Consider the following 23,321-nt stretch of genomic DNA (forward strand, 5'->3'; position numbering starts at 1 on the left):
CACCGCTGCCCGGATCCGGCCCGGCCACCGCAACCCCCGCGGCCTGCCGCAAGGTGGAGTCTTCATACCGATATGCGGATGGGTGGTGACGCGCGCCACGTCGCTGCCATAGATTTCCAGCCGATTACGCAGGACACCGCGAGGGGACGGAGCAACGGTCATGACACAGTCAGCTGCAACGCCGGATCGCAGACAGGTGGTCACGCCCACACGGGTGATCGCCGGGCTCTGCCTGATCGCTCCGTTCGTCGCCATGCTGTGGGTGAGCTCGTACGCCAGGATCGAGCCGACGCTCATCGGGATCCCGTTCTTCTACTGGTACCAGATGGCGTGGGTGCTGATCTCGACCGTGCTCACCATGATCGCGTACAAGCTCGTGCAGCGTGAGCAGCGGGCGCGCAAGGGCGGTGGGGCGCAATGAGCCTGACCACGACCGCACCGGAGGCCTCGGCCGTGCTGGCCGTCTCCGCGACCAAGGGCGTCAACGGCGTGGCGCTCGCCGTCTTCATCTTCTTCTTCCTCGCCGTGACGGTCATGGGGTTCCTGGCCGCCCGCTGGCGCAAGGCCGAGGAGTCCGCCAACCTCGACGAATGGGGGCTGGGCGGCCGTAGCTTCGGCACCTGGGTGACGTGGTTCCTACTGGGCGGCGACCTCTACACCGCGTACACCTTCGTGGCCGTTCCGGCGGCGATCTACGCGGCGGGGGCGGCCGGCTTCTTCGCCGTGCCGTACACGATCCTGGTCTACCCCCTCATCTTCACCTTCCTCCCGCGCCTGTGGTCGGTCTCGCACAAGCACGGCTACGTCACCACCTCGGACTTCGTGCGCGGCCGCTTCGGCTCCAAGGGCCTGTCGCTGGCCGTGGCGCTCACCGGCATCCTCGCCACGATGCCGTACATCGCGCTGCAACTGGTCGGCATCCAGGCCGTCCTGGACGTCCTGGGCATCGGCGGCGGCGAGCACACCAACTGGTTCGTCAAGGACCTGCCGCTGCTGATCGCGTTCGCCGTCCTGGCCGCGTACACCTACTCCTCGGGGCTGCGGGCGCCGGCGCTGATCGCGTTCGTCAAGGACGGGCTGATCTATCTCGTCATCGGCGTGGCGATCATCTACATCCCGATCAAGCTGGGCGGCTTCGACGCGGTCTTCCACTCGGCCGGCAAGGCGCTGGCCCAGCCGGGACCCGTGCCCGGCAAACCGCGCGGCGAGCTGACCAGCGGGCCCAACGCCCAGTGGGCGTATGCCACTCTGGCGCTCGGCTCGGCGCTGGCGCTCTTCATGTACCCGCACTCGATCACCGCGACGCTGTCCTCGCGCAGCCGCAATGTGATCCGCCGCAACACCACCATCCTGCCGCTGTACTCCCTGATGCTGGGGCTGCTGGCGCTGCTGGGCTTCATGGCGATCAAGGCCGGCACGGACATCCAGGGCAACCCGCAGCTGGCCATCCCGCAGCTCTTCGAGGACATGTTCCCGAGCTGGTTCACCGGCGTCGCGTTCGCCGCGATCGGCATCGGGGCACTGGTGCCCGCGGCCATCATGTCGATCGCCGCGGCCAACCTCTTCACCCGCAACGTCTACAAGGACTTCCTGAAACCTGACGCCACGCCCGCGCAGGAGCACAAGGTCGCCAAGCTCGTCTCGCTGCTGGTGAAGGTCGGCGCGCTGGTCTTCGTCCTCACCATGGACAAGACCGTCGCGATCAACTTCCAGCTGCTGGGCGGGATCTGGATCCTGCAGACCATGCCGTCGCTGGTCGGCGGCCTGTTCACCCGCTGGTTCCACCGCTGGGCGCTGCTGGCCGGCTGGGCGGTCGGCATGCTCTACGGCACGCTCGCGGCGTACGGCGTGGCCAGCCCGACCCAGGCGCACTTCGGCGGCTCCAGCAAGGAGATCCCCGGCATCGGTGAGATCGGCTACATCGGCCTGACCGCCTTCGTCCTGAACGTCGTGGTGTCGGTCGTGTTGACCGTCGTCCTGAAGGCCGTCAACGCTCCCGAGGGCACCGACGAGACCAGCCCCGCGGACTACACGGCGGACGCCGGCGACGAGGGCGTCGTCGTCGAACTGCCGCCCGCCACGGCGGGAGCACCGGCCGGCCACTGAGCCACCGGCCGTCCTTCGGCACCGGGCCGTCGCGTCCCTTCGAGGAAGCGGCGGCCCACTGCCGTGCGCGGGTCAGTTCACCCAGTCCTTCAGCTGCTCGGTTTCGAGGGTGATGCCGACGGGGTCGGGGAGGTGGAGCGACTTGCCGTACGGAACGGTGCGGACGTCTTCGTAGCGGGTGCCATCGGGGTCGCTGTACAGCGACACCTGGCATTCCTGCCGGTCGATGAGCAGATAGAGCGGGATACCGGCTCCCGCGTACGCACGGGGCTTCTCCACACGGTCGCGCTGGTGTGTGTCGGAGTCGGCGGAGGTGACCTCGACGGCCATCAACACCGGTTCAGGGGCCACCCATTCCCCCTCGCCGACAAAAGCGCCACTGACGGAGAGCACCCCGTCCGGCCGGGCCCTGCCGCTGCGGCACTCCTCCACTTGGAGCCCCTGGTCCGGATAGAGCCACAGCTCGGGGCGGGACTGAATGCAGAGGCGCGTCAGCCACTCGATGATGCGTCCGTGATCCCCGTCCGGCATGGGCTTGCTCTTGACCTTCCCGTCGATGAGTTCCCACCGCGCGCCTTCTTCCAGGCGGGCGAGTATCCGGGCGGCCTCTTCGAAATGCTCGGTCTCCATGATGTGCGGCCGGTCGGCGAGCGCGGTCATGAGGCCTGCTCCTTACTCCACGGGACGGAACAGAGAACTGCCACCGACCATAGCCGAGGCCACTGACAGACACTGTGTGATCACTCACGACACACTAGATATGGGGGTGCGCCTGACGGGCCACCACCACATGTATGCTCGTCCTCGCTGTCGCCGCAGGGGAATCCGGTGCGAATCCGGAACTGTCCCGCAACGGTGTCACGGCGCGCTTCCCCGGCCGGAAACCGGCCCCGACGCGCGCCCGGAGTCCGAGGACCTGCCGACGGTACGACCGCACCGCCATGGGTGTGGACGTCAATACGTCCGGGCCCCGAGGGCTGGGCCGGTGGACGCCGCGTGGTGAGCCCGCGCACTCCTGACCGTGTCGGGGTGCCGCATGCCCGCGTGCGCCCGTCGCGTCCGGCTCTCCCGGCCCCCGCCGAGTGAGGGAGAGCATCACGTGACCATCGCGCCAACGGAGCCCGCGTCGGACGCCGAGGTCGTGCCGCCTGCGGTGGCCACGCCTGCCGGCGGTGCCGACGGCGGCCCGGGCGAGGACGGCCCGGGCGTCGCCCTGCTGCGGACCCTGACCGAACTGACCGAGGACCTGACCGCGACCGACCCCGGCAAGGTGGCCGCCGCCGCCCTGCGCGGCCGGTACGAGGGCGCCGGCGCGGCCGAACTGCGGTCGCTGGCCACCGATGCCGCGGCCGGTCTGATCGGTGACGAGCCGCAGTACTCCAAGCTCGCCGCGCGGCTGCTCACCCTCGCCATCGCCGAGGAGGCCGCCGGCCAGGGCGCCGTCTCGTTCTCCGCCTCGGTCGAGACCGGCCACCGCGAGGGCCTGATCGCCGACGAGACCGCGGAGTTCGTACGGACCCACGCGGCCCGGCTGGACGCGCTGGTCGAGGGGGCCCTGGCCGACGGCGCCGACGAACGCTTCGGCTACTTCGGGCTGCGCACCCTGCACTCGCGCTATCTGCTGCGCCACCCCACCACCCGTCAGGTCATCGAGACCCCCCAGCACTTCCTGCTGCGGGTGGCCTGCGGCCTCGCGGAGCGCGCTGATTCCGACGAGGGCCGCGAGCGCGCGCTGGACGACGTCGCCGAGCTCTACCGCCTCACCAGCTCGCTGTCCTACCTGCCGTCCTCCCCCACCCTCTTCAACTCCGGCACCCGCCACCCGCAGATGTCCTCCTGCTACCTGCTGGACTCCCCGCTGGACGAGCTGGACTCGATCTACGACCGCTACCACCAGGTCGCGCGGCTGTCCAAGCACGCCGGCGGCATCGGCCTGTCGTACTCCCGCATCCGTGCCCGCGGTTCGCTGATCCGCGGCACCAACGGACACTCCAACGGCATCGTGCCGTTCCTGCGCACGCTGGACGCCTCGGTCGCGGCCGTGAACCAGGGCGGCCGGCGCAAGGGCGCCGCCTGTGTCTACCTGGAGACCTGGCACGCGGACCTGGAGGAGTTCCTGGAGCTGCGCGACAACACCGGTGAGGAGGCCCGCCGTACCCACAACCTGAACATCGCGCACTGGATCCCGGACGAGTTCATGCGCCGGGTCGAGGCGGACGCCGACTGGTCGCTGTTCTCCCCCGCGGACGCCCCGGAGCTGGTGGACCTGTGGGGCGAGGAGTTCGACGCCGCCTACCGCCGGGCCGAGGCCGAGGGCCGGGCCGTCAAGCAGGTCCCGGCGCGGGTGCTGTACTCCCGGATGATGCGCACCCTGGCGCAGACCGGCAACGGCTGGATGACGTTCAAGGACGCCGCCAACCGCACCGCCAACCAGACCGCCGAGCCCGGCCAGGTCGTGCACTCCTCCAACCTGTGCACGGAGATCCTGGAGGTGACGAACGACGGGGAGACCGCGGTCTGCAACCTGGGGTCGGTGAACCTCGCCGCGCACCTCGGCAACGACGCCGGCGGCTGGGAGGAGGCGATGGACTGGGAGCGGCTGGACGCCACGGTCCGCACCGCCGTCACCTTCCTCGACCGCGTCGTGGACATCAACTTCTACCCGACCGAGCAGGCCGGCGCCTCCAACTCCCGCTGGCGGCCGGTGGGTCTGGGCCTGATGGGCCTCCAGGACGTCTTCTTCCGGCTGCGGCTGCCCTTCGACTCGCCCGAGGCGCAGGAGCTGTCCACCCGCATCTCCGAGCGGATCATGCTTGCCGCGTACGAGGCGTCCGCCGACCTCGCCGAACGGCACGGACCGCACCGGGCCTGGTCCGCGACCCGCACCGCCCGCGGGGTGCTGCACCCGGACCACTACCCGAACGCCGAGCCGCGCTGGGCCGACCGCTGGGCGGCGCTGCGCAGCCGTATCGCCCTGACCGGCATGCGCAACTCCCTGCTGCTGGCGATCGCGCCGACCGCGACCATCGCCTCCATCGCGGGCGTGTACGAGTGCATCGAGCCGCAGGTCTCCAACCTCTTCAAGCGCGAAACGCTGTCCGGGGAGTTCCTCCAGGTCAACGCCTACCTGATCGAGGAGCTCAAGGCACTGGGCCTGTGGGACGCCCGGACCCGTGACGCGCTGCGCGAGGCCAACGGCTCGGTGCAGGACGTGGCGTGGATCCCCGAGGAGGTCCGGGCGCTGTACCGCACCGCCTGGGAGATCCCGCAGCGCGCCCTGATCGACATGGCCGCGGCCCGTACGCCGTACCTGGACCAGAGCCAGTCGCTGAACCTCTTCATGGCGTCGCCGACCATCGGCAAGCTCAGCTCGATGTACGCCTACGCCTGGAAGCGCGGCATCAAGACGACGTACTACCTGCGCTCCCGGCCGGCGACCCGGATCGCCCAGTCCGCGCGCGGCACCGCCGCCGCGAGCGCCCCCGTACCGCAGCAGGCCACCGACCCCGAGGCCGTCGCCTGCTCCCTGGAAAACCCCGAGTCCTGCGAGGCCTGCCAGTAATGTCCCACCCGTCCCCCGACCAGACCACCGCCGCGGCCGCGCACACCGCCACCACCGGCGAGAAGAACCTCCTGGACCCGGGCTTCGAGCTGACCCTGCGGCCCATGCGGTACCCCGAGTTCTACGACCGCTACCGGGACGCGATCAAGAACACCTGGACCGTGGAGGAGGTCGACCTCCACTCCGACGTCGCCGATCTCGCCAAGCTCTCGCCGGGCGAGCAGCACATGATCGGCCGGCTGGTGGCGTTCTTCGCGACCGGTGACTCGATCGTCGCCAACAACCTGGTGCTGACGCTCTACAAGCACATCAACTCCCCCGAGGCGCGGCTGTACCTGAGCCGTCAGCTCTTCGAGGAGGCGGTGCACGTCCAGTTCTATCTGACGCTGCTGGACACCTACCTCCCCGACCCGGACGACCGCGCCGCCGCCTTCGCCGCGGTGGAGAACATCCCGTCCATCCGGGAGAAGGCCGAGTTCTGCTTCAAGTGGATGGACTCGGTCGAGAGCATCGACCGGCTGGAGTCCCGGGCCGACCGGCGCCGCTTCCTGCTGAATCTGATCTGCTTCGCGGCCTGCATCGAGGGGCTGTTCTTCTACGGCGCCTTTGCATACGTGTACTGGTTCCGCTCGCGCGGTCTGCTGCACGGGCTGGCCACCGGCACCAACTGGGTCTTCCGCGACGAGTCCATGCACATGGAGTTCGCGTTCTCGGTGGTGGACACCGTCCGCCAGGAGGAGCCGGACCTGTTCGACGACAAGCTGGAGCAGCAGGTCACCGAGATGCTCCAGGAGGCCGTCGAGGCGGAGCTCCAGTTCGGGCGCGATCTGTGCGGTGACGGCCTGCCGGGCATGAACACCGCGTCGATGCGCGAGTACCTCCAGTGCGTCGCCGACCAGCGCCTGCAGCGGCTGGGCTTCGCGCCGGTCTACGGCTCGGAGAACCCGTTCTCCTTCATGGAGTTGCAGAACGTCCAGGAGCTGACCAACTTCTTCGAGCGCCGGGCCTCCGCCTACCAGGTCGCGGTCGAGGGCTCGGTCTCCTTCGACGACGACTTCTAGAAGGTCTGAAGACGGACCGCGACGCCCCTTCGCTCCGGCCACCCGCCTTTTGTGAGCGTTCTGTTACCTCGGCAACCGGAACGCGTGGCTACCACATCTAAGCGGGCATGAAGGGCACGAAGGGGCGTCGTCGGTTCATCGACTATCCGCGTCAGGGACGGGAAGGTCTGCGCCGTTGGCTGCCGTCATGGAGACAGTGGCTGAGCGCCGTCGCGCTCAGCGTGGGCGGCCTGGCGGGGCTGTTAGCAATCGTGTACGCAAAGGTCGACATACCGAGTGAGAACGCGCTCGCCGGCCAGGAGGCGACCGTCTATTACTGGGCGGACGGCAGCCAGATGGTGAGCGTGGGAGCCGTCAACCGGCAGAACGTCACCCTCGACAAGGTTCCCGACTCCGTCGAGAATTCCGTGATCTCGGCGGAGAACGCCACCTTCTACACCGACCCCGGAATCTCGCTCAAGGGCATCGGCCGGGCCCTGGTCACCATGGTGTCGGGCGGGGACACCCAGGGCGGCTCCACCATCACCCAGCAGTTCGTGAAGAACACCTATCTCTCGCAGGACCAAACGGTCACCCGTAAGGCGAAGGAATTCATCATCGCGCTGAAGGTGAGCAACCAGAAGTCGAAGCGGGAAATACTGCGCGGCTATCTGAACACCAGCTGGTTCGGCCGCGGTTCGTACGGCATCCAGGCGGCCGCCCATGCGTATTACGGCATCGACGCCACGAAGCTGAACCCCAGTCAGGGCGCGCTGCTGGCGGCCCTGCTGAAGGGCTCCGAGCAGTACGACCCGGGGCTGAGCAAGGCCAATCACGCGCGCGCCGTGGCCCGCTGGAAGTGGATACTCGACCGGCAGGTCGACACCGGGAAGATGAGCGCGCGGGAGCGCGCGAAATACCGCACCTTCCCCGAGCCGCGCGCGCTGTCGAAACCCACCAGCCAAGCCGGTCAGACCGGCTATCTCGTCGATGTCGCCAACAAGTTCATCAAGGCCGACACCGGTCTGACCGACAAAGACCTGGCACGCGGCGGATACCGCATCCATACCACGTTCGACAAAAAGCGCACCCACCGCCTGGAAAAGGCCGTCACCGACGTACGCCGCGACAGCATCGATCCGAAACGGCGCACGGCCGACAGGTTCGTGGAATTCGGCGCCGCCTCGGTACGCCCCAAGGACGGGGCGATCGTCGCGCTCTACGGCGGCGCGGACGCCACCAAGCACTTCAGCAACAACGCGGACACCACGGCGGTCCCGGTCGGGTCCGCCTTCAAGCCGTTCGTGCTGGCGGCAGGGCTCCAGCAGCTGGTCGACGAGCCGGACGCCGCGTGGCACGGCCCGGCGACCGCGGCACCGGGGGCCGACCCGTCCGGCGCGGCGGCCGGCAAGGCCCGGTTCGGGGACCTGCGCGGCGCCCTGCTGAAGGCCCAGAGCCCGCCGTTCGTGCAGGCCGGCAAGGAGATCGGGCTGGAGCGGATCCGGGATCTGGCGGTGGCCTCGGGGCTGCGCAAGGAGAGCATGGCACGCCTGGAACAGACCTTCCCGCTGGGCACCTCGGCCCCCAGCGCGATCCGGATGGCGAGCGCCTACACCACCTTCGCCAACGGCGGGCTGCACACCGACCCGTATGCGGTGTCCGCGCTCACCCACGAGGGCCGCCCGGTACCCGGCCTGCGCCGCCCCGAGTCGCACCAGGTGCTCGACGCCGGGGTCGCCCAGCAGGTGTCCGGCGCCTTGGAGGAACGCGGCCGGCAGGCCCTGGAAGCACAGGGCGGCAAGGCGGCACAGCAGCCGGTCGCGGCCGGTCTCACCGAGCCGGGCGACCGGATGAAGTCGGCGTGGTTCATCGGCAGCCCGCCGGCCGGTGTGCCGGACCTCGGTACGGATCCCGGCAGCGGGGGCGGTTTCCGTCCCGGCAAGCTGCCCGGCGACGGGGACGGCAATGAGCCGACCACCGCCGTCACCATGTTCCGCAACAAACCGGGCGCCCCCGATCTGCTGCCGATGCAGGACGTCGGCGGCGCGGAGACCGGGCTGGGGACGACCGTCCCGCCCAAGGTCTGGAGCGCCTACCAGCAGGCACCGTGACGGCGAAGGGCGCCCGGCCCACCGGCCGGGCGCCCGCGCGCCCACGTCGTCAGTCGTTGGCGACGACGGGGTAGCGGGGCTCCCGCTCGGCCATCTGCTTCAGCGCTTCCTTGCGCTCCCGCTTGCTCAGCCGGTCGATGTAGAGGTAGCCGTGGAGGTGGTCGGTCTCGTGCTGCAGACAGCGCGCGAAGTAGCCGGTGCCCTCGATCGCGATCGGTTCGCCCTTGGCGTTCTGGCCGCGGACCACGGCGTAATCGGGGCGGGCCAGCTCGGCGTAGGCGCCGGGCACGGACAGACAGCCCTCGTTGGAGTCGTCCAGGATGCGGCGCTCGGCCGGCAGCTCCTCCAGGACGGGGTTGCAGACCGCACCGACGTGCCGGACGCCCTCGTCGTCCAGGCAGTCGTAGACGAAGACCTTCAGGTCCACACCGATCTGGTTCGCGGCCAGGCCCACGCCCTCGGCGGTGCGCTGGCTGGCGAACATGTCGTCGATGAGCCGGCCGAGCTCCTCGTCGAACACCGTGACGTCCTTGCACTCCTTGTGGAGCACCGGGTTGCCGACCACCGTGATCGGCCGCGAGGTACCCCGCGCACGGTGGGCTTCCTCCCGCTCCCCGGCGTCGGTGACGTCGTCGACGAACGCCTCATCCACGCGCTGGTCACCCTCTTGATCAAACACAGGCTGCTGGGCCATCTCCGCCGTACGCCTTCCTGAAAACCCTGGTTAGTCGCCCTACAGCCTACGGGGACGCCGGCGGGCGCTCAGCAGACCTCTTCAAGATCCCGCCATTCCCGGGTGTCCGGGCTGTCCGCGACCCAGCCGTCCAGCAGGCCGCGCACCAGGGCGGACGGCGCCGCGATGCCGCATTCGCGCTCCGGCACCCAGAGCGAGCCCGAGCCCGCGGTGCGGTGCCCGAGCGGCCCGGGGTGGCCGGGCTCGCTGTGGTCGTGCGGGTCCAGGTGCTCGCCGTCGCCCTCGTCGCTGGGCATCCGGCTCTCCGAGCACGTACGGCACAGCAGGCGCACCGAGGACGACCAGTCCTCTGCGGCGAAGCCCGCGTCGGCCGCCAGCCGCTCCAGGGCGTCCCGGTCGGCCTCCGACGCGGCCTCCAGGAGCACCACCCAGGTGGGGACCGGGGAGGGCGCCCACAGCTCGATCTCGTCGAAGACCGGATAGGCCCTGGTGGCGCCGTCGGCGCTGAGGATCGTCCGCTCGCCGTGCGGGACGCCGTCGTGCAGCACCACCTCGCCCCAGCGCCGCCCGGAGGACGGCAGCGGGATCGACAGCACCTCGATCCGCGCCGGGTCCAGCCGGCGGCCCCAGACGACCTCCGCCTCGCCCTCCGGGGAGAGCCGGACGGCGGCGCTGCCCAGCGCCATACCGAGCGGTTCACCGGACGGGGAGCCCTCACCGGGGACCTTCAGGCCGTACGCCTGCCAGGCGCGGCGGGCCAGCGGCCAGTCCTGCAGGGCGGTGGCGGCGATGCCGACGTTCCACCAGTCGGGCGCCCCCGCCTCGCGGTCCAGCAGCGCCACCGCACGCAGACCGGCGGCCCTGGCCTGCTCCCAGTCGTGCCGGAACTTGTGCAGCAGGGCGAGGTTGAACCAGGACTCCGAAAGCCACGGCTCCATGTCCGCGGCACGGGTCAGCAGCGCCCCCGCGTCCTCGTAACGGCCGTCGCCGATCAGCGTGAAAGCGCGGTCGGTCGCCTGACGCCACGAGGCGGAGGGCCGGTGCCGTACCTTGCCGAAGATCCTCACGATTCCCGCCTGCTGGTTGCTCTTGATGCCGCCGAGGAGGTCTCCCCGGGCGGCGCCCGGGGCCTTCCGAGGGGCCTACTCGACAACCTGCCACAGATTGCCGCCGGGCTCAGCCCGGTTTGCCGCTCCCCTGCGGCTCCTTGCCCTTCGCCGCCCCCCTGAATCCCCTGGAAGGGGCTTCCTTCGCATCCAACCATGCCCATCTCGGCGGCCGCTCATTACCCATGGGTTCCCGCACCTCGGGCGCACGGCGCGGGCCCAACGGCGGGGACGGGGCGGCAGGGCGGCCTCCGGGGCCCGCGGGAGGCCGTCCGCGGGCGGTGTGCGGCCCGCCGGGGGCTGCCGGGGCGGGACGCGGCAGGCCGGGGCTCCGCGGGCGGCGGAGCGGGCGTCGGCCGTCCCGCGCCGTGCGCCACAGTCGGCCATCTCACACCGCGCGGCCGCCGCACGACAGCACCCGGGCCAGCGCCTCGACGACCCGTGGTTCGTGGTCCTGCGCGGTGGCCAGCCGCAGCCGCTCCAGCGCGCGCAGCGGGCCGCCCGGGCCCGCGGAGCCGCCCGACAGGTCGTCGTAGGCGTTGACGGTGCGGACGATACGCGCCGTGACCGGCTGGTCCCGGTACGGATCGGCCTGCCGCTCGACGATCATCGCGACCTCCGCGGGGGCCCCGGTCTGCCGGACAACGGCACCGCCCAGCAGCGCGATCCGGCGCTGCTGGGCGGGCGGCAGCGGCGCGGTGGCCCCGTCCGGCACCGGGTCCAGCAGCGAGAGCTGGCCGATGTCGTGCATCAGGGCGGCGTATTCGAGCACGTCCAAGTCCGGCCCGTGCAGCCCCAGTTCGCGGCCCACGGCGCGGCTGAGCGCGGCGACCCGGCGGGCGTGGCCGTGCGGGGTGTAGCCGGCGATCTCGGTGCAGCGGGCCAGCGAGGCGATGGTCTGGCCGTAGGTGGCGCGGACCGCGGCGAAGCGGCGGAAGGCGAACTGGGTCAGCAGCAGCGGCAGACAGAAGACGGGCAGCGCCCACAGCCCGGCGACCGCGGTGGCCAGCGCGATCACCACGCCGGTGGCACAGATCGCCGAGCCGATGCCGGGCAGCGCCCGCAACTCGTCGCGCAGCAGCGGCCCGTACGGCCAGCCGGTGCGGGCCCGGGCGAGCGCGGCCGCCAGCACCGCGTCGCACAGCGCGGTCAGCGCCATCAGGGCGGTCATGAAGAGGGGGTACACCGGCCCGGAGGCCACCCAGGTGTCCAGCGTCCCGGTGTTGTAGAGGGGCTGGAAGCAGGTGGCGGCGAAGCCGATGGTCAGTACCCGGCGGGCGAGATGGTCGAGCGCGGGACCCTGGCCGCGCGCGAGCTGAGGGACGAGTCCGATCAGGCCGGCCGCCAGGACCACGGCCACGATCTGCGGGACGCCGTGGGTGGTGGGCCGGCCGCCGGCCGCGCCGAGCAGGGCGTAGGCCAGGGCCCCGGCCGCACCCAGCGGGGCGCCCTCCCGCTCCCCCGGCATCCGCCCGGGCCCCGCCGCGGGAGCGGGGCCCCGACCCACCAGCTCGCCCACCGCGATCAGCACCCCGAAGGCCAGCGCGATCCCGGGCTGTCGCATTCCGTCCCACAGCGTCCGGGCGAGCGACCAGCCGGCCAGCGCGGCGGCCGGGGCGTAGACCGCGGCGACGACGGCGCGCGCGCCGCAGGCCGGTGCCCCGGCGCGCGGGCCACCGGCGGCGCGGCCGTCCGCCGTCCGGCGCGCGGCCGGCCACGGGCGCCGGGGGTCGCCCCGGGCGCCGCTCACCGGGTGCCGTCCCGTCCGGCCCCTTCGGGCCGCAGCCTGGGCCGCACCGCCGAACGCTCCGGGCCACCGTCCGGCTCCCCGTCCCGCGCCGCGATGACTGTGTCCGCCTCCTGCCGCGGCACACCGCCGTCCGCCGCCGCGGCGGGCTCCGTGTCCGCCGCCGTCACCAGGTCCGGGTGCCAGCCGTAGCGGTCCAGCGAGGCCGCCAGCGCCCGGACCATCCGCGGGTCGAACTGCGCCCCGGCGCACTTGCGCAACTCCTCGACGGCCGCCTGCACCGGCCGGGCCCGCCGGTAGGAGCGGGTCGAGGTCATCGCGTCGAAGGCGTCGGCGACCGCCACCACCCGGGCGTACTCCGGAATGTGATGGCCCCTCAGCCCGTAGGGGTAGCCGCGGCCGTCCAGCCGCTCGTGGTGGTGCAGGATCGCCGCCCGGGCCTCCCCCAGGAAGCCGATGCCGCGGACGATCTCGTGTCCGTACTCGGGATGCAGCTCGATGACCCGGCGCTCCTGCGGCGTCAGCGGGCCGTCCTTGCGCAACAGCCGGGTGGGGACGCCGAGTTTGCCGACGTCGTGCAGGATGCCGGCGAACCGCAGCACCTCCACCCGGTCCTCGGCCATGCCCAACTCCCGGGCGATCATCACCGAGGCGCGTCCGACCCGTTCGCCGTGTCCGCGGGTGTAGCGGTCCTTGATGTCGACGGCCTGCACGAGGGCGCGGATGGTGGCCTGATGGGCGGCGCGTTCCCGGTGGTACTGGGCAAAGACCCAGCAGGACAGGCACATCGGCAGCAGCACCAGCAACGCCGCCGGCGGCCCGTACGAGCTGCGCCACAGCACCGCCATCATCAACCCGGCCAGCCCGTGCACCAGATGCGGCCCCAGCGAGCGGGTCAACAGCCCGCGCCAGGCGGTGCGTACGGGGTGCCGCTCGGCGGCGATCAGCACCCCGCCGTCGAGCGCCGCCAGCACCGCGCAGAAGGTCGCCGCGGCGGCCGCGGCGGGCAGCAGCAGGACGGGGAACTGCGGGGCGGACCAGGGATGCTGGCCGCCGGTGATCCGGAAGACCTGCGCGGCCGCCCAGCACGCCGGCGCGAGTTCGGCGGCGTGCCAGAGCCTGCGGGCGCCGGCCGGGCGGGCCCCGGCCGGTCCGGTCAGCGCCCCGGGGACGGCGGTCAGCGCGGCCAGCGGCGGCGGCAGCAGACAGACGCCGGCGAGCAGGACGGGGCTGGCCCAGCCGGCGGGAAAGCACGCGGGCCCCTCGACGGGACCCGTACCGGACGGCGCCCGGACGCCCACCGGCGGGCAGCGGCGCACCTGTTCACACCCGGCGTACAGCAGGGCCAGGGCCAGGGTGCTGCTCCAAGGGGCGGCGGCGCCGAGCCGTATCGCGGGGGCGACACACAGTGCCGCGGCCAGTGCGGTGCCGCCGATGTACCCTCGCGCGGCCGCCGGAAGTCCCCGCATCGCGCCCTCCTCGTCGCCCACCGCTCTCCCGCGCGCTCCGGAGGAGCCGGGAAGGTCCCTTTGCGCCGCCTCAGAGGTGCGCTCGGGTCGGTGAGAATAGACGGGCCGGGAGGCCGGGGAAGGGGCATCGGGGAATCGGGCGGGACGAATCGGCCCGCCCCTCACCCCTTAGGGTGATGTGCCGCGTTATTCGGTCCGCGCGGTCTTGGTCCGTGCATCGGACGGGCCGGCGTCGGACGGGCCGCCCGCCGGCCCGGAGCCGCTCGCCTCGGCGTCCGCCTGCTCGCGCTGTGCCTGTTCCTTCTTGGCCTGTTCGAGCACGCTCACCTCGGGGACGGTCTCCCCGGCCCGGATGAGGTCGATCCGGCCCATCACCTTGGACCGCAGGTCGCTGGGGACGTCGTCATGGCCGCAGCAGCGCTTGACGAGCTTCTTGACGGCCTGCTCCAGGCCGTACTTCTCCAGGCACGGCGAGCACTCGTCGAGATGCACCTGGAAATCTGCGCACTCCCCCTCGGGCATCTCCCGGTCGAGATACTCGTAGAGGTGGTCAAGGACCTCTGAGCAGTCCTTCTCGTGCGGCTCTCCGCAGCTCATGATCCCGAGCCTTTCCGGTCGTGCGACTCCGTCGTCCGCGCGGCCTGCGGGTCCGCAGCCCCCGCCCCGGCCGGGACCAGCCCGCGCTCACGGGCGTAATCCTCCAGCATGCCGCGCAGTTGGCGCCGGCCGCGGTGCAGCCGGGACATCACCGTGCCGATGGGTGTCCCCATGATGTCCGCGATCTCCTTGTAGGCAAAGCCCTCGACATCCGCGAGGTAGACCGCGATGCGGAACTCCTCGGGGATGGCCTGGAGGGCGGCCTTCACGTCGGAGTCGGGGAGGTGGTCCAGGGCCTGCGACTCGGCGGAGCGCAGCCCCGTCGACATGTGCGACTCGGCGCGCGCCAGCTGCCAGTCCTCGATCTCCTCCGCGGCGCTGCGCTGGGGCTCGCGCTGCTTCTTGCGGTAGGAGTTGATGAAGGTGTTGGTGAGGATGCGGTACAGCCAGGCCTTGAGGTTGGTGCCCTCGCGGAACTGGTGGAAGGACGCGTACGCCTTGGCGTACGTCTCCTGCACCAGGTCCTCGGCGTCGGCCGGGTTGCGGGTCATGCGCAGCGCGGCGGAGTACATCTGGTCCAGGAAGGTCAGCGCGTCCCGCTCGAAGCGCGTGTTGCGCTCGGCGGCGCTCTCCTGAGCCCTCTCCTCAGCCGTGCCGTCGGTCCCTGCGTCGGTACCGGTGACCGGACCCACCTCCTCCAACACCTTCGTGGCCCCGGATGTGGACCCACCCGATTCGGAGAATAGACGACGATCCGGTGCCGCCGCCGCTCCGGCCAGGGCGGGCTGCGTCACCTGCATCTGCGACCACGACAGATCGGTGGCCGGGCGGGCGGGGCAAGCGATTCCCATGCGGCGGACTCCCATTCCTCATGCTGCGCCGGACGTACTGGGGCGTTACGTGTGGCACAACAGCCGCACCCGCCCGGTCATTCCCGGTCCGCCGGCCCGGCTTTCCCACCGCCTCCCCGGGACCGGCCCGGACGGACACCCGGCGGACGCCGCCGCCCGCCCCGGGTCTTGACAAACCCACTTGCCGCTTCGGCAATGGAGGGGTGACCGATCACGCATACGCGAAGGTGCTCGCGGACGTGGGCCCCCGGCTGCGGCGGCTGCGCCAGGAGCGCGGGGTGACGCTGACCGCGCTGTCCGCGGCGACCGGCATCTCGGTGAGCACCCTGTCGCGGCTGGAGTCCGGCGGCCGCAAGGCCACCCTCGAACTGCTGCTGCCCCTGGCGCAGGCCCATCAGGTGCCGCTGGACGAGCTGGTGGGGGCGCCGGAGGTGGGTGACCCGCGGGTGCGCGCGACGCCGCTGCGGCGCGCGCACCTGACCGCCCTCCCGCTGACCCGCCAGCCGGGCGGACTCCAGGCGTTCAAGCTGGTCATGGACCCGGCCGGCGGCCCGCGCGAGCAGCGGACGCACGAGGGGTACGAGTGGCTGTACGTGCTGTCCGGGCGGCTGCGGCTGCTGCTCGCGGACCGCGACGTGGAGCTGCGGGCCGGGGAGGCGGCGGAGTTCGACACCCGGCTGCCGCACTGGTTCGGGCCCGCGGGCGACGCCCCGGTCGAGCTGCTGAGCCTGTTCGGCAGCCAGGGGGAACGGGTGCACGTCCGCGCCCGCCCGCGCGCCCGGGGCGGCGACTGACCCGCACGCGGGCGGGGGACGTCAGCCGAACATGCCGTCCAGCCAGGCCGCCACCGTGTCCGTGAGCCGCTCCATCGATTCCGCCTCGCCGACGTCCGCCTTCTTCGGGACCGCGAAGCCGTGGTCCCCGTGGGCGATCTCGGTGAGCTCCGTCCCCGGCGGGAACTCCTCCGGCCGTCCGAACGGGTCCCGGCCGCCCTGGACGACCAGCGTCGGCACCCCGGCACCGGTCAGCTCCTCCGCCCGCGACTTCTCCGGCCGGCCCGGCGGATGCAGCGGGAAGCTCAGCGCCAGGACGGCCTGGGCGCCCAGTTCCCGCGCCGTACGGCAGGCCACCCGGGCCCCGGCGCTGCGGCCGCCGGCGACCACCGGCAGCCCGGGCTTCTCCAGCGCCGGCCACAGCGCGGTCCACGCGGCGTCGAGGGTCTTCGGCGCGGGCGCCACTTTCTTGCCCGCCACCCGCCACGGCTGCTCGACCAGCGCCACGGTGTAGCCGCGGGCCGGCAGCGCGGCCGCCAGGGCCCGCAGATCACGTGCCTCGATGCCGCCGCCGGCACCGTGGCTCACGGCCACCACGGCCCGGGCCGGCTTCGCCTCGCGGTACCAGGTGATCCGGGCGTCGCCCGCCGGCGTCCCGACCGTCTCGGTCTCCCTCGCCCCTGTGCTCATGCCGCACCCTCGCTTCACTCGGCCTCGCCTGCGCACCGCGCGCACCCTGCGGTGACTCCGCGCCGCGCTCGCCCGTACGCCCATCCTGCCCGCGCCACCGCCGGAGGGGCACCGCAGCACGCCCGTCGGCGCCTCAGAACAGCGTGCCCACCTCCGGGCCGTCGAGCTCGGTGACCAGCTCGGGCCCGTTGTTGCGGACGTTGCTGACCTCGGTCGGGACCGGGTAGGCACGCATCAGCCCGGCCGGCGGCGGCGCCAGCAGCTCGCGCACCGCGTCGGGGTCGGTACGGGCCGGGTCGAGCCAGTCGTCCCAGCGGTCCGGGGTCAGCACCAGCGGCATCCGGGGGTGGATGTCGGCCAGCGCCTGCGGCCCCTCGCCGCCGCTCGCCCCGGCCAGCGGGGTGGTCTCGGCCTCGGTGGTGACGACCGTGCAGGTCACCCACCAGGCCAGCGGGTGGTCGCCGGGCAGGGTCGCGTCCCGCCAGAACTCGTACAGACCGGCCAGCGCCATCACCGAGCCGTCCGCCGGGGTCACGAAGTACGGCTGCTTGCGGGGCCGCTTCTTCCTGCCCTGCTCCTCCAGCTGCCGCTCCGCGGGGGCGGTGACCCACTCGAAGTAGCCGTCACCGGGGAGCAGACAGCGGCGGGCCGCGAAGGCCTGCCGGAAGGACGGCTTCTCGTGCACGGTCTCGGCCCGCGCATTGATCATCCTTGCGGCGCCCTCAGGTGATTTCGACCACGACGGGACCAGGCCCCACTTCAGCGTCCGCAGCTGGCGCACCGGGCTGCCCGGCGGGAAGGCCTCGGCCGCCGGGCCCTTGAGGGGACGCTCCAGCACCGCGTGCACCGGGTCCGTCGGCGCCACGTTCCAGCTGGGCGCCAGCGTCTCGGTGGGCTCCCACTGCTGGACGCCGAATATTCCCACCAGGTCCTCGGGGCGACGACTCGCTGCATACCTACCGCACATGCATGCCACACTGCCATGCCACACGAAGGGGAGACATGGACACCGACCACCTCACCGACATATGGAGCCGGGTCTTCGGGACGCAGCCCGCCCCCTCGCTCTGGCTGGTGATCATCACCGCGGTGCTCGCGCTGGGAGTCGTCGTCCCGCACACCGCCTGGCGGCTGTCGCGGAACGCCGTCACCATCGCGCACGAGGGCGGGCACGGGCTGATCGCGCTGCTGACCGGCCGCCGCCTGGACGGCATCCGGCTGCACTCGGACACCTCGGGGCTGACCGTCTCGCGCGGCAAGCCGACCGGCCTGGGCATGGTGCTCACCGCCGCGGCCGGCTACATCGCCCCGTCGCTGCTGGGCCTGGCGGGCGCCGCACTGCTCGCCGCGGGGCACATCACCGCGCTGCTGTGGGGCGCCACCGTACTGCTGCTGGCGATGCTGGTCATGATCCGTAACGCCTACGGCGTGCTCACCGTCGTCCTGACCGGTGCCGCGTTCGTGCTGGTCTCCTGGCTGACGACGCCGCAGGTGCAGGCGGCGTTCGGCTACGTGGTGGTGTGGTTCCTGCTGCTGGGCGGGGTGCGGCCGCCCTTCGAGCTGATGGGCAAGCGGCGCCGGGGAGGCGCCGCGGACTCCGACCCGGACCAGCTGGCGCGCCTGACCCACGTACCGGCCGCCGTCTGGCTCGGCCTCTTCCATGTGGTGACGCTGTGCTCCCTGATCGGGGGCGGGCGCTGGCTGCTGGGCCTGTGACGCCGACGGCCGCCGACCCGCGGCGGGCCGCCGGGTGCCGCGGCGCCGCGGCGGACGCTCCGGCCGCCCCACCCGTCGCGGCGGGAAGTCGCACTACCAGTGCCGTGTTTCGCAGGGGTTGCGCCGCTTTTGATCAAGATCGGCACCCCTGTCCAGCCATTAAAGTAAAGGCATGACCGAGAGCCCCGCACATCCCGCCCTGTGGCCCGCCCCCCTCGCCCCCGGGGCCGTCGACGCGACCGTCACCGTTCCCGGCTCCAAATCGGTCACCAACCGCGGCCTGGTACTGGCCGCCCTCTCCTCCGAGCCCGGCTGGCTGCGCCGGCCGCTGCGCTCCCGGGACACCCTCCTGATGGCCGAGGCGCTGCGCACCCTGGGCGTCGGCATCGAGGAGACGGCGTCGTCGAGCTCCGCCGACAGCGCGGGTGAGGCCTGGCGGGTGATCCCCGCGGGGCTGCACGGCCCGGCCACCGTCGACGTCGGCAACGCCGGCACGGTCATGCGCTTCCTCCCCCCGGTCGCCGCCCTCGCCGACGGCCCGATCCGTTTCGACGGCGATCCGCGCTCCTACGAGCGCCCGCTCGGCGGCGTGATCGAGGCGCTGCGCACCCTGGGCGCCCGGATCGACGACGACAACCGCGGCGCGCTGCCGATGACGGTCTTCGGCGGCGGCGCCCTGGAGGGCGGCCCGGTCGAGATCGACGCGTCCTCGTCCTCCCAGTTCGTCAGCGCCCTGCTGCTGTCCGCGCCGCGCTTCAACCAGGGCGTCGAGGTCCGGCACGTGGGCGCGGCGCTGCCCTCGATGCCGCACATCCGGATGACCGTCGACATGCTGCGCAGCGTCGGCGCCCAGGTGGACACCCCGGAGGCGGGCGGCGAGCCGAACGTCTGGCGGGTCACCCCTGGCGCCCTGCTCGGCCGCGATCTGGTCGTCGAGCCGGACCTGTCCAACGCCCAGCCGTTCCTGGCCGCGGCGCTGGTCACCGGCGGCCGGGTCACCATCCCGGACTGGCCGGCGCACACCACACAGCCCGGTGACGCGCTGCGCGAGATCTTCACCACCATGGGCGGTTCCTGCGAGCTCACCGAGCAGGGACTCACCTTCACCGGCAGCGGCCGGATCCACGGCATCGACGTCGACCTGAGCGAGGTCGGCGAGCTGACGCCGGGCATCGCCGCGGTCGCCGCGCTGGCCGACTCCCCCTCCACGCTGCGCGGTGTGGCTCATCTGCGGCTGCACGAGACCGACCGGCTGGCCGCGCTCACCAAGGAACTCAACGAACTCGGCGGCGACGTCACCGAGACCGCGGACGGCCTGCACATCCGGCCGCGCCCCCTGCACGGCGGGACCTTCCACACCTACGAGGACCACCGGCTGGCCACCGCCGCGGCCGTCATCGGCCTGGCCGTCGAGGGCGTGGAGGTGGAGAACGTCGCCACCACCGCCAAGACCCTGCCGGACTTCCCTGCGATGTGGACGGACATGCTCGATCCGGCGGCCGTCCCCGCCCGGAGAGCGTGAGGGCTGACGCCGCCATGCGCCGCTACGGCAAGAACCCCGACGAGGACGACATCCGCGTCCGGCCCAACCCCAAGGGCAACCGTCCCCGTACCAACATCCGTCCCAAGCACGCGGACGCCGGCGAGGGTCTGGTCCTCACCGTCGACCGCGGCCGGCTGACCTGCCTCATCGACGGCCGTACGGTGACCGCGATGAAGGCCCGCGAACTGGGCCGCAAGAGCGCGGTGGTCGGCGACCGGGTCGCCGTCGTGGGCGACCTGACCGGCGCCAAGGACACCCTCGCCCGGATCGTCCGGGTCGAACCGCGCTCCTCGACGCTGCGCCGTACGGCCGACGACGACGACCCGTTCGAGCGGGTCGTGGTCGCCAACGCCGACCAGCTCGCCATCGTCACCGCGCTCGCCGATCCCGAACCCCGCCCCCGGCTCATCGACCGCTGTCTGGTCGCCGCCTACGACGCGGGCCTCGACCCCCTGCTGGTGCTGACCAAGTCCGATCTGGCGTCCCCCGACGCCCTGTTGGAGTCCTACGGCGCCCTCGGCGTCCCCTACATCGTCACCAACCGCGACGAACTCGCCGACGGCAGCGCCGCCGACCGGGTGCGGGACAGCCTGGCGGGCCGGATGACGGCGTTCGTCGGCCACTCCGGCGTGGGCAAGACCACCCTGGTCAACGCCCTGGTCCCGGAGCGCCGCCGAGCCACCGGACACGTCAACGCGGTCACCGGCCGCGGGCGGCACACCACCACCTCCGCGCTGGCGCTGCCGCTCCCCGGCGGCTCGGGCTGGGTGATCGACACCCCGGGCGTGCGCTCCTTCGGACTGGCCCACATCGACCCGTCCCGGGTCATCCACGCCTTCCCCGACCTGGAGCCCGGCACCGCCGGCTGCCCGCGCGCCTGCAGCCACGACGAACCGGACTGTGCGCTGGACGAGTGGGTCACCGACGGCCGTGCCGACCCGGCCCGCCTCTACTCACTGCGGCGTCTGCTGGCCACCCGGGAACGACGCGAGGGCGACTGACCGTCGACGTTTGCCACCGCCCGCCCACGGTAAAGGCATAATCACACCAAGGCCGGCGTAGTGCTCAAGCGGGCCCCGATCGCCCGGACGGGGCCTGAGCGAGTGATTCTGACGTCCCGTCGTCGCTCAGCTAGCTGACGGAGGCATGCGGACATGGCGTGGCTGCTGGTCGTGGTGGCGGGGATCCTGGAGACCGGCTTCGCGGTCTGCCTCAAGCTCTCGCACGGCTTCACCCGCCTCTTCCCCACCATCGCCTTCGCGGCCTTCGCCCTCGGCAGCTTCGGTCTGCTGACGCTGGCGCTGCGCAAGCTCGACGTCGGCCCCGCGTACGCGGTGTGGACCGGCATCGGTGCGGCCGGTACGGCGATCTACGGCATGGTCTTCCTCGGCGACCTGGTCTCCACCCTGAAGATCGTCTCGATCACCATGGTCATCGTCGGCGTGATCGGGCTGCAACTGTCGGGCTCCGCGCACTGAGCCGGAGCGTCCGCCCGCCACTGCCCCTGACGCCTCGTCACTTCCACTCGGCCGGCTGCGTACCGGCCGTCATTCCGGCGAAGGCGCTCCGTACGAGCCGGGACACCGCCTCCGTCTCCGGCTCCCGGCGCGAGCGCTGCGCCGGTACGCGTCCCGGTGCGGGCGCCGCCCCCGAAGCCGGCGGTGCGAGCACCCAGGACAGGGTCAGCCGGGCCGCGGTCTCGCAGGCGGTGCCCAGGGCGGGCAGCTCCTCCTCGGGCCAGCCGGGCCGCAGGGCCGCGACCGCCTGATCGCAGAACCGGCCGACGAGTTCGGCGGGCCCCGGCAGCGGCCCCTCACCGGACGGCGCGGCACGCTGCGCGGGCACGCCGGGCGGCCGGGGCGTCCCGGCCCGCGCGGGGCCGGCGGACCCCGTCGGGGCGGGCGGCAGCCGGTCTCCCCAGCAACCGGTCAGCGCGGCCCTGACCAGGGGGTTGGCACGGGCGGTGCGCACCGTCCAGGCGGCCGCGGCCACGATCCGGCCCGCCGCGTCGCCCCGCGCCCCGGTCGCCGGGGCGCCGCGGGACAGCGCCCGCGCCACGCCGGCGAGGTAGTGGTCGGTCTCCCGGCGGACCAGGGCGCGGGCCAGCCCCTCCTTGCTGCCGAACTCGTTGTACAGCGTCTGCCGGGAGACCCCGGCGGCGGCCGCGACCTCGACCATCCGCACCGCCGCCCAGGGCCGCTCCGTCAGCGCCGTGTAGGCGGCATCCAGCAAGGATTCGCGCGCTGCGGGCATCCGTCCCTCCCCGGCCGCCGGCCCGGTCGGCCGGTGTGCGCACAGAATTGACGGGGCGCCAGGTACTGTCAAGGGTCGTCACAGCCGGTACCTGCCGGCGGGGTCGGTGGCGTCACACGCCCGGCGGCGCATGGCCGTGTGGCTCCGGCGTATACCAATGGATACTGTTCGCACATGCCCGACTATCACGATGATCTTCGCCTCGGCCATGTTCTCGCGGACGCCGCGGACGCCGCCACCATGGAGCGCTTCAAGGCCCTCGACCTCAAGGTCGAGACCAAACCGGACATGACACCGGTGAGCGAGGCGGACAAGGCCGCCGAGGAGCTGATCCGCGGCCAGCTCCAGCGGGCCCGGCCACGGGACGCGGTGCTCGGCGAGGAGTTCGGCAGCGAGGGCGCGGGGCCGCGCCGCTGGATCATCGACCCGATCGACGGCACCAAGAACTACGTCCGCGGGGTGCCGGTCTGGGCCACCCTGATCGCCCTGATGGAGCGCGGCGAGGGCGGTGACCGCCCGGTGGTCGGCATCGTCTCCGCACCGGCACTCAACCGCCGCTGGTGGGCCGCCGAGGGCCTGGGCGCCTTCACCGGCCGCAGCCTCACCTCCGCGACCCGGCTACAGGTCTCGAAGGTCGGCCGCATCCAGGACGCGTCGTTCGCGTACTCCTCGCTGACCGGCTGGGAGGAGCGCGGCAAGCTGCCCGGCTTCCTCGATCTGAGCCGGGACTGCTGGCGCACCCGCGGCTACGGCGACTTCTGGCCGTACATGATGATCGCCGAGGGCTCGGTGGACATCTGCGCGGAGCCGGAGCTGTCGCTGTGGGACATGGCGGCCTGTGCGGTGGTCGTCAACGAGGCGGGCGGGCAGTTCTCCGGCCTGGACGGCAAGCCGGGCCCGCACAGCGGCAACGCGGCGGCCTCCAACGGCCTGCTGCACGAGGACCTGCTGGGCTATCTCGGAGATTCCGCGCGCTGACCTGCGGCACCGCGAGTATTCGGACAACCGTCCACCACTTACCCCTTGTTGCGTCACCGGAGGCATGTGAACATGAGAATCCCCC

Annotated in this window: 21 protein-coding genes and 1 riboswitch; of the genes, 11 read left to right on the forward strand and 10 right to left on the reverse strand. The window is 72.4% G+C overall.

The window, feature by feature from the left end; translation table 11 throughout:
* Nucleotides 1-160 precede the first annotated feature (160 nt).
* Both EST92_RS07795 and EST92_RS07800 read left to right on the forward strand, forming a co-directional pair.
* Nucleotides 161-421: a DUF3311 domain-containing protein gene (locus EST92_RS07795; RefSeq protein WP_129280201.1), complete on the forward strand. Its 261-nt coding sequence runs from the start codon at nt 161-163 to the stop codon at nt 419-421.
* The gene (locus EST92_RS07800) at nt 418-2,106 is read left to right on the forward strand and encodes a sodium:solute symporter family protein (protein ID WP_129280202.1); all 1,689 of its coding nucleotides are present in this window, start codon (nt 418-420) and stop codon (nt 2,104-2,106) included. Before EST92_RS07795 ends, EST92_RS07800 begins: the two co-directional genes overlap by 4 nt.
* Nucleotides 2,107-2,178: 72 nt before the next feature.
* On the opposite strand, the gene EST92_RS07805 is transcribed toward EST92_RS07800, so the two are convergent.
* Entirely contained in the window at nt 2,179-2,766 is a 588-nt protein-coding gene (locus EST92_RS07805) for a Uma2 family endonuclease (RefSeq protein WP_129280203.1), read from the reverse strand.
* A gap of 159 nt (nt 2,767-2,925) precedes the next feature.
* Nucleotides 2,926-2,992, forward strand: a riboswitch (cobalamin riboswitch).
* Nucleotides 2,993-3,205: 213 nt separating this feature from the next.
* Between EST92_RS07805 and EST92_RS07810 the strand changes: the two genes are divergently transcribed.
* The 3 genes from EST92_RS07810 to EST92_RS07820 all read left to right on the forward strand — a co-directional run bounded on the left by EST92_RS07810 (nt 3,206) and on the right by EST92_RS07820 (nt 8,819).
* Complete coding sequence (locus tag EST92_RS07810; protein WP_174243954.1) at nt 3,206-5,668, forward strand: ribonucleoside-diphosphate reductase subunit alpha; 2,463 nt, start codon at nt 3,206-3,208, stop codon at nt 5,666-5,668.
* Nucleotides 5,668-6,729 carry a ribonucleotide-diphosphate reductase subunit beta gene (locus tag EST92_RS07815; protein ID WP_129280204.1) on the forward strand — a complete coding sequence of 354 codons (1,062 nt, stop codon included), beginning with the start codon at nt 5,668-5,670 and terminating at the stop codon, nt 6,727-6,729. The genes EST92_RS07810 and EST92_RS07815 overlap by 1 nt, the downstream gene beginning before the upstream one ends.
* 107 nt (nt 6,730-6,836) lie before the next feature.
* Nucleotides 6,837-8,819, forward strand: coding sequence for a transglycosylase domain-containing protein (locus tag EST92_RS07820; RefSeq protein ID WP_129280205.1), 1,983 nt, complete (start codon nt 6,837-6,839; stop codon nt 8,817-8,819).
* A 49-nt stretch (nt 8,820-8,868) separates the two neighbouring features.
* On the opposite strand, the gene def is transcribed toward EST92_RS07820, so the two are convergent.
* The 6 genes from def to EST92_RS07850 form a co-directional block, all read right to left on the reverse strand.
* Nucleotides 8,869-9,513, reverse strand: a complete 645-nt coding sequence (gene def, locus EST92_RS07825; RefSeq protein ID WP_129280206.1) for a peptide deformylase — start codon at nt 9,511-9,513, stop codon at nt 8,869-8,871.
* Nucleotides 9,514-9,581: 68 nt separating this feature from the next.
* Nucleotides 9,582-10,580 (reverse strand): hypothetical protein, encoded by a 999-nt coding sequence (locus tag EST92_RS07830; RefSeq protein ID WP_129244538.1) that lies wholly within the window; start codon nt 10,578-10,580, stop codon nt 9,582-9,584.
* Nucleotides 10,581-11,007: 427 nt separating this feature from the next.
* A complete protein-coding gene (locus EST92_RS07835) occupies nt 11,008-12,183 on the reverse strand; it encodes an HD domain-containing protein (protein ID WP_129280229.1) in 1,176 nt (391 codons plus the stop codon).
* A 182-nt stretch (nt 12,184-12,365) separates the two neighbouring features.
* Nucleotides 12,366-13,835 carry an HD-GYP domain-containing protein gene (locus EST92_RS07840; RefSeq protein WP_129280207.1) on the reverse strand — a complete coding sequence of 490 codons (1,470 nt, stop codon included), beginning with the start codon at nt 13,833-13,835 and terminating at the stop codon, nt 12,366-12,368.
* Nucleotides 13,836-14,021: 186 nt separating this feature from the next.
* Nucleotides 14,022-14,432, reverse strand: a complete 411-nt coding sequence (gene rsrA, locus EST92_RS07845; protein WP_129280208.1) for a mycothiol system anti-sigma-R factor — start codon at nt 14,430-14,432, stop codon at nt 14,022-14,024.
* Nucleotides 14,429-15,124 (reverse strand): sigma-70 family RNA polymerase sigma factor, encoded by a 696-nt coding sequence (locus tag EST92_RS07850; RefSeq protein WP_216849082.1) that lies wholly within the window; start codon nt 15,122-15,124, stop codon nt 14,429-14,431. The genes rsrA and EST92_RS07850 overlap by 4 nt, the downstream gene beginning before the upstream one ends.
* A 362-nt stretch (nt 15,125-15,486) precedes the next feature.
* Here EST92_RS07850 and EST92_RS07855 point away from each other — a divergent pair, with 362 nt between their 5' ends.
* Entirely contained in the window at nt 15,487-16,077 is a 591-nt protein-coding gene (locus tag EST92_RS07855; protein ID WP_129280210.1) for an XRE family transcriptional regulator, read from the forward strand.
* 21 nt (nt 16,078-16,098) lie between these two features.
* On the opposite strand, the gene EST92_RS07860 is transcribed toward EST92_RS07855, so the two are convergent.
* On the reverse strand, nt 16,099-16,746 hold the full coding sequence (locus tag EST92_RS07860; RefSeq protein WP_129280211.1) for an alpha/beta family hydrolase: 648 nt from the start codon (nt 16,744-16,746) through the stop codon (nt 16,099-16,101).
* A 133-nt stretch (nt 16,747-16,879) separates the two neighbouring features.
* Nucleotides 16,880-17,713: an SOS response-associated peptidase gene (locus tag EST92_RS07865; protein WP_174243955.1), complete on the reverse strand. Its 834-nt coding sequence runs from the start codon at nt 17,711-17,713 to the stop codon at nt 16,880-16,882.
* 35 nt (nt 17,714-17,748) lie between these two features.
* Here EST92_RS07865 and EST92_RS07870 point away from each other — a divergent pair, with 35 nt between their 5' ends.
* The 4 genes from EST92_RS07870 to EST92_RS07885 all read left to right on the forward strand — a co-directional run bounded on the left by EST92_RS07870 (nt 17,749) and on the right by EST92_RS07885 (nt 21,483).
* Nucleotides 17,749-18,462, forward strand: a complete 714-nt coding sequence (locus tag EST92_RS07870) for a M50 family metallopeptidase (protein WP_129280212.1) — start codon at nt 17,749-17,751, stop codon at nt 18,460-18,462.
* Nucleotides 18,463-18,634: 172 nt separating this feature from the next.
* Nucleotides 18,635-19,984 (forward strand): 3-phosphoshikimate 1-carboxyvinyltransferase, encoded by a 1,350-nt coding sequence (gene aroA, locus EST92_RS07875; protein WP_129280213.1) that lies wholly within the window; start codon nt 18,635-18,637, stop codon nt 19,982-19,984.
* A gap of 14 nt (nt 19,985-19,998) precedes the next feature.
* Complete coding sequence (gene rsgA, locus EST92_RS07880; protein ID WP_129280230.1) at nt 19,999-21,006, forward strand: ribosome small subunit-dependent GTPase A; 1,008 nt, start codon at nt 19,999-20,001, stop codon at nt 21,004-21,006.
* A gap of 153 nt (nt 21,007-21,159) precedes the next feature.
* Entirely contained in the window at nt 21,160-21,483 is a 324-nt protein-coding gene (locus EST92_RS07885; protein ID WP_128511529.1) for a multidrug efflux SMR transporter, read from the forward strand.
* Nucleotides 21,484-21,520: 37 nt separating this feature from the next.
* On the opposite strand, the gene EST92_RS07890 is transcribed toward EST92_RS07885, so the two are convergent.
* Nucleotides 21,521-22,258 (reverse strand): TetR/AcrR family transcriptional regulator, encoded by a 738-nt coding sequence (locus EST92_RS07890; protein WP_129280214.1) that lies wholly within the window; start codon nt 22,256-22,258, stop codon nt 21,521-21,523.
* A 174-nt stretch (nt 22,259-22,432) separates the two neighbouring features.
* On the opposite strand from EST92_RS07890, the gene hisN reads away from it, so the two are divergent.
* Nucleotides 22,433-23,236 carry a histidinol-phosphatase gene (gene hisN, locus EST92_RS07895; RefSeq protein WP_129280215.1) on the forward strand — a complete coding sequence of 268 codons (804 nt, stop codon included), beginning with the start codon at nt 22,433-22,435 and terminating at the stop codon, nt 23,234-23,236.
* The last annotated feature ends 85 nt before the right edge of the window (nt 23,237-23,321 follow it).

Source organism: Streptomyces sp. TM32 (assembly GCF_004122755.1).
In the GTDB taxonomy this organism is placed as follows: Bacteria; Actinomycetota; Actinomycetes; order Streptomycetales; family Streptomycetaceae; genus Streptomyces; species Streptomyces sioyaensis.

Coding starts and splice junctions, on each gene's coding strand:
- EST92_RS07795 (WP_129280201.1), top strand. CDS start 161: ATGACACAGTCAGCTGCAACGCCGGATCGCAGACAGGTGGTCACGCCC.
- EST92_RS07800 (WP_129280202.1), top strand. CDS start 418: ATGAGCCTGACCACGACCGCACCGGAGGCCTCGGCCGTGCTGGCCGTC.
- EST92_RS07805 (WP_129280203.1), bottom strand. CDS start 2,766: ATGACCGCGCTCGCCGACCGGCCGCACATCATGGAGACCGAGCATTTC.
- EST92_RS07815 (WP_129280204.1), top strand. CDS start 5,668: ATGTCCCACCCGTCCCCCGACCAGACCACCGCCGCGGCCGCGCACACC.
- EST92_RS07820 (WP_129280205.1), top strand. CDS start 6,837: ATGAAGGGCACGAAGGGGCGTCGTCGGTTCATCGACTATCCGCGTCAG.
- def (WP_129280206.1), bottom strand. CDS start 9,513: ATGGCCCAGCAGCCTGTGTTTGATCAAGAGGGTGACCAGCGCGTGGAT.
- EST92_RS07835 (WP_129280229.1), bottom strand. CDS start 12,183: ATGCGACAGCCCGGGATCGCGCTGGCCTTCGGGGTGCTGATCGCGGTG.
- EST92_RS07840 (WP_129280207.1), bottom strand. CDS start 13,835: ATGCGGGGACTTCCGGCGGCCGCGCGAGGGTACATCGGCGGCACCGCA.
- rsrA (WP_129280208.1), bottom strand. CDS start 14,432: ATGAGCTGCGGAGAGCCGCACGAGAAGGACTGCTCAGAGGTCCTTGAC.
- EST92_RS07860 (WP_129280211.1), bottom strand. CDS start 16,746: ATGAGCACAGGGGCGAGGGAGACCGAGACGGTCGGGACGCCGGCGGGC.
- EST92_RS07865 (WP_174243955.1), bottom strand. CDS start 17,713: ATGTGCGGTAGGTATGCAGCGAGTCGTCGCCCCGAGGACCTGGTGGGA.
- EST92_RS07870 (WP_129280212.1), top strand. CDS start 17,749: ATGGACACCGACCACCTCACCGACATATGGAGCCGGGTCTTCGGGACG.
- aroA (WP_129280213.1), top strand. CDS start 18,635: ATGACCGAGAGCCCCGCACATCCCGCCCTGTGGCCCGCCCCCCTCGCC.
- rsgA (WP_129280230.1), top strand. CDS start 19,999: ATGCGCCGCTACGGCAAGAACCCCGACGAGGACGACATCCGCGTCCGG.
- EST92_RS07885 (WP_128511529.1), top strand. CDS start 21,160: ATGGCGTGGCTGCTGGTCGTGGTGGCGGGGATCCTGGAGACCGGCTTC.
- EST92_RS07890 (WP_129280214.1), bottom strand. CDS start 22,258: ATGCCCGCAGCGCGCGAATCCTTGCTGGATGCCGCCTACACGGCGCTG.
- hisN (WP_129280215.1), top strand. CDS start 22,433: ATGCCCGACTATCACGATGATCTTCGCCTCGGCCATGTTCTCGCGGAC.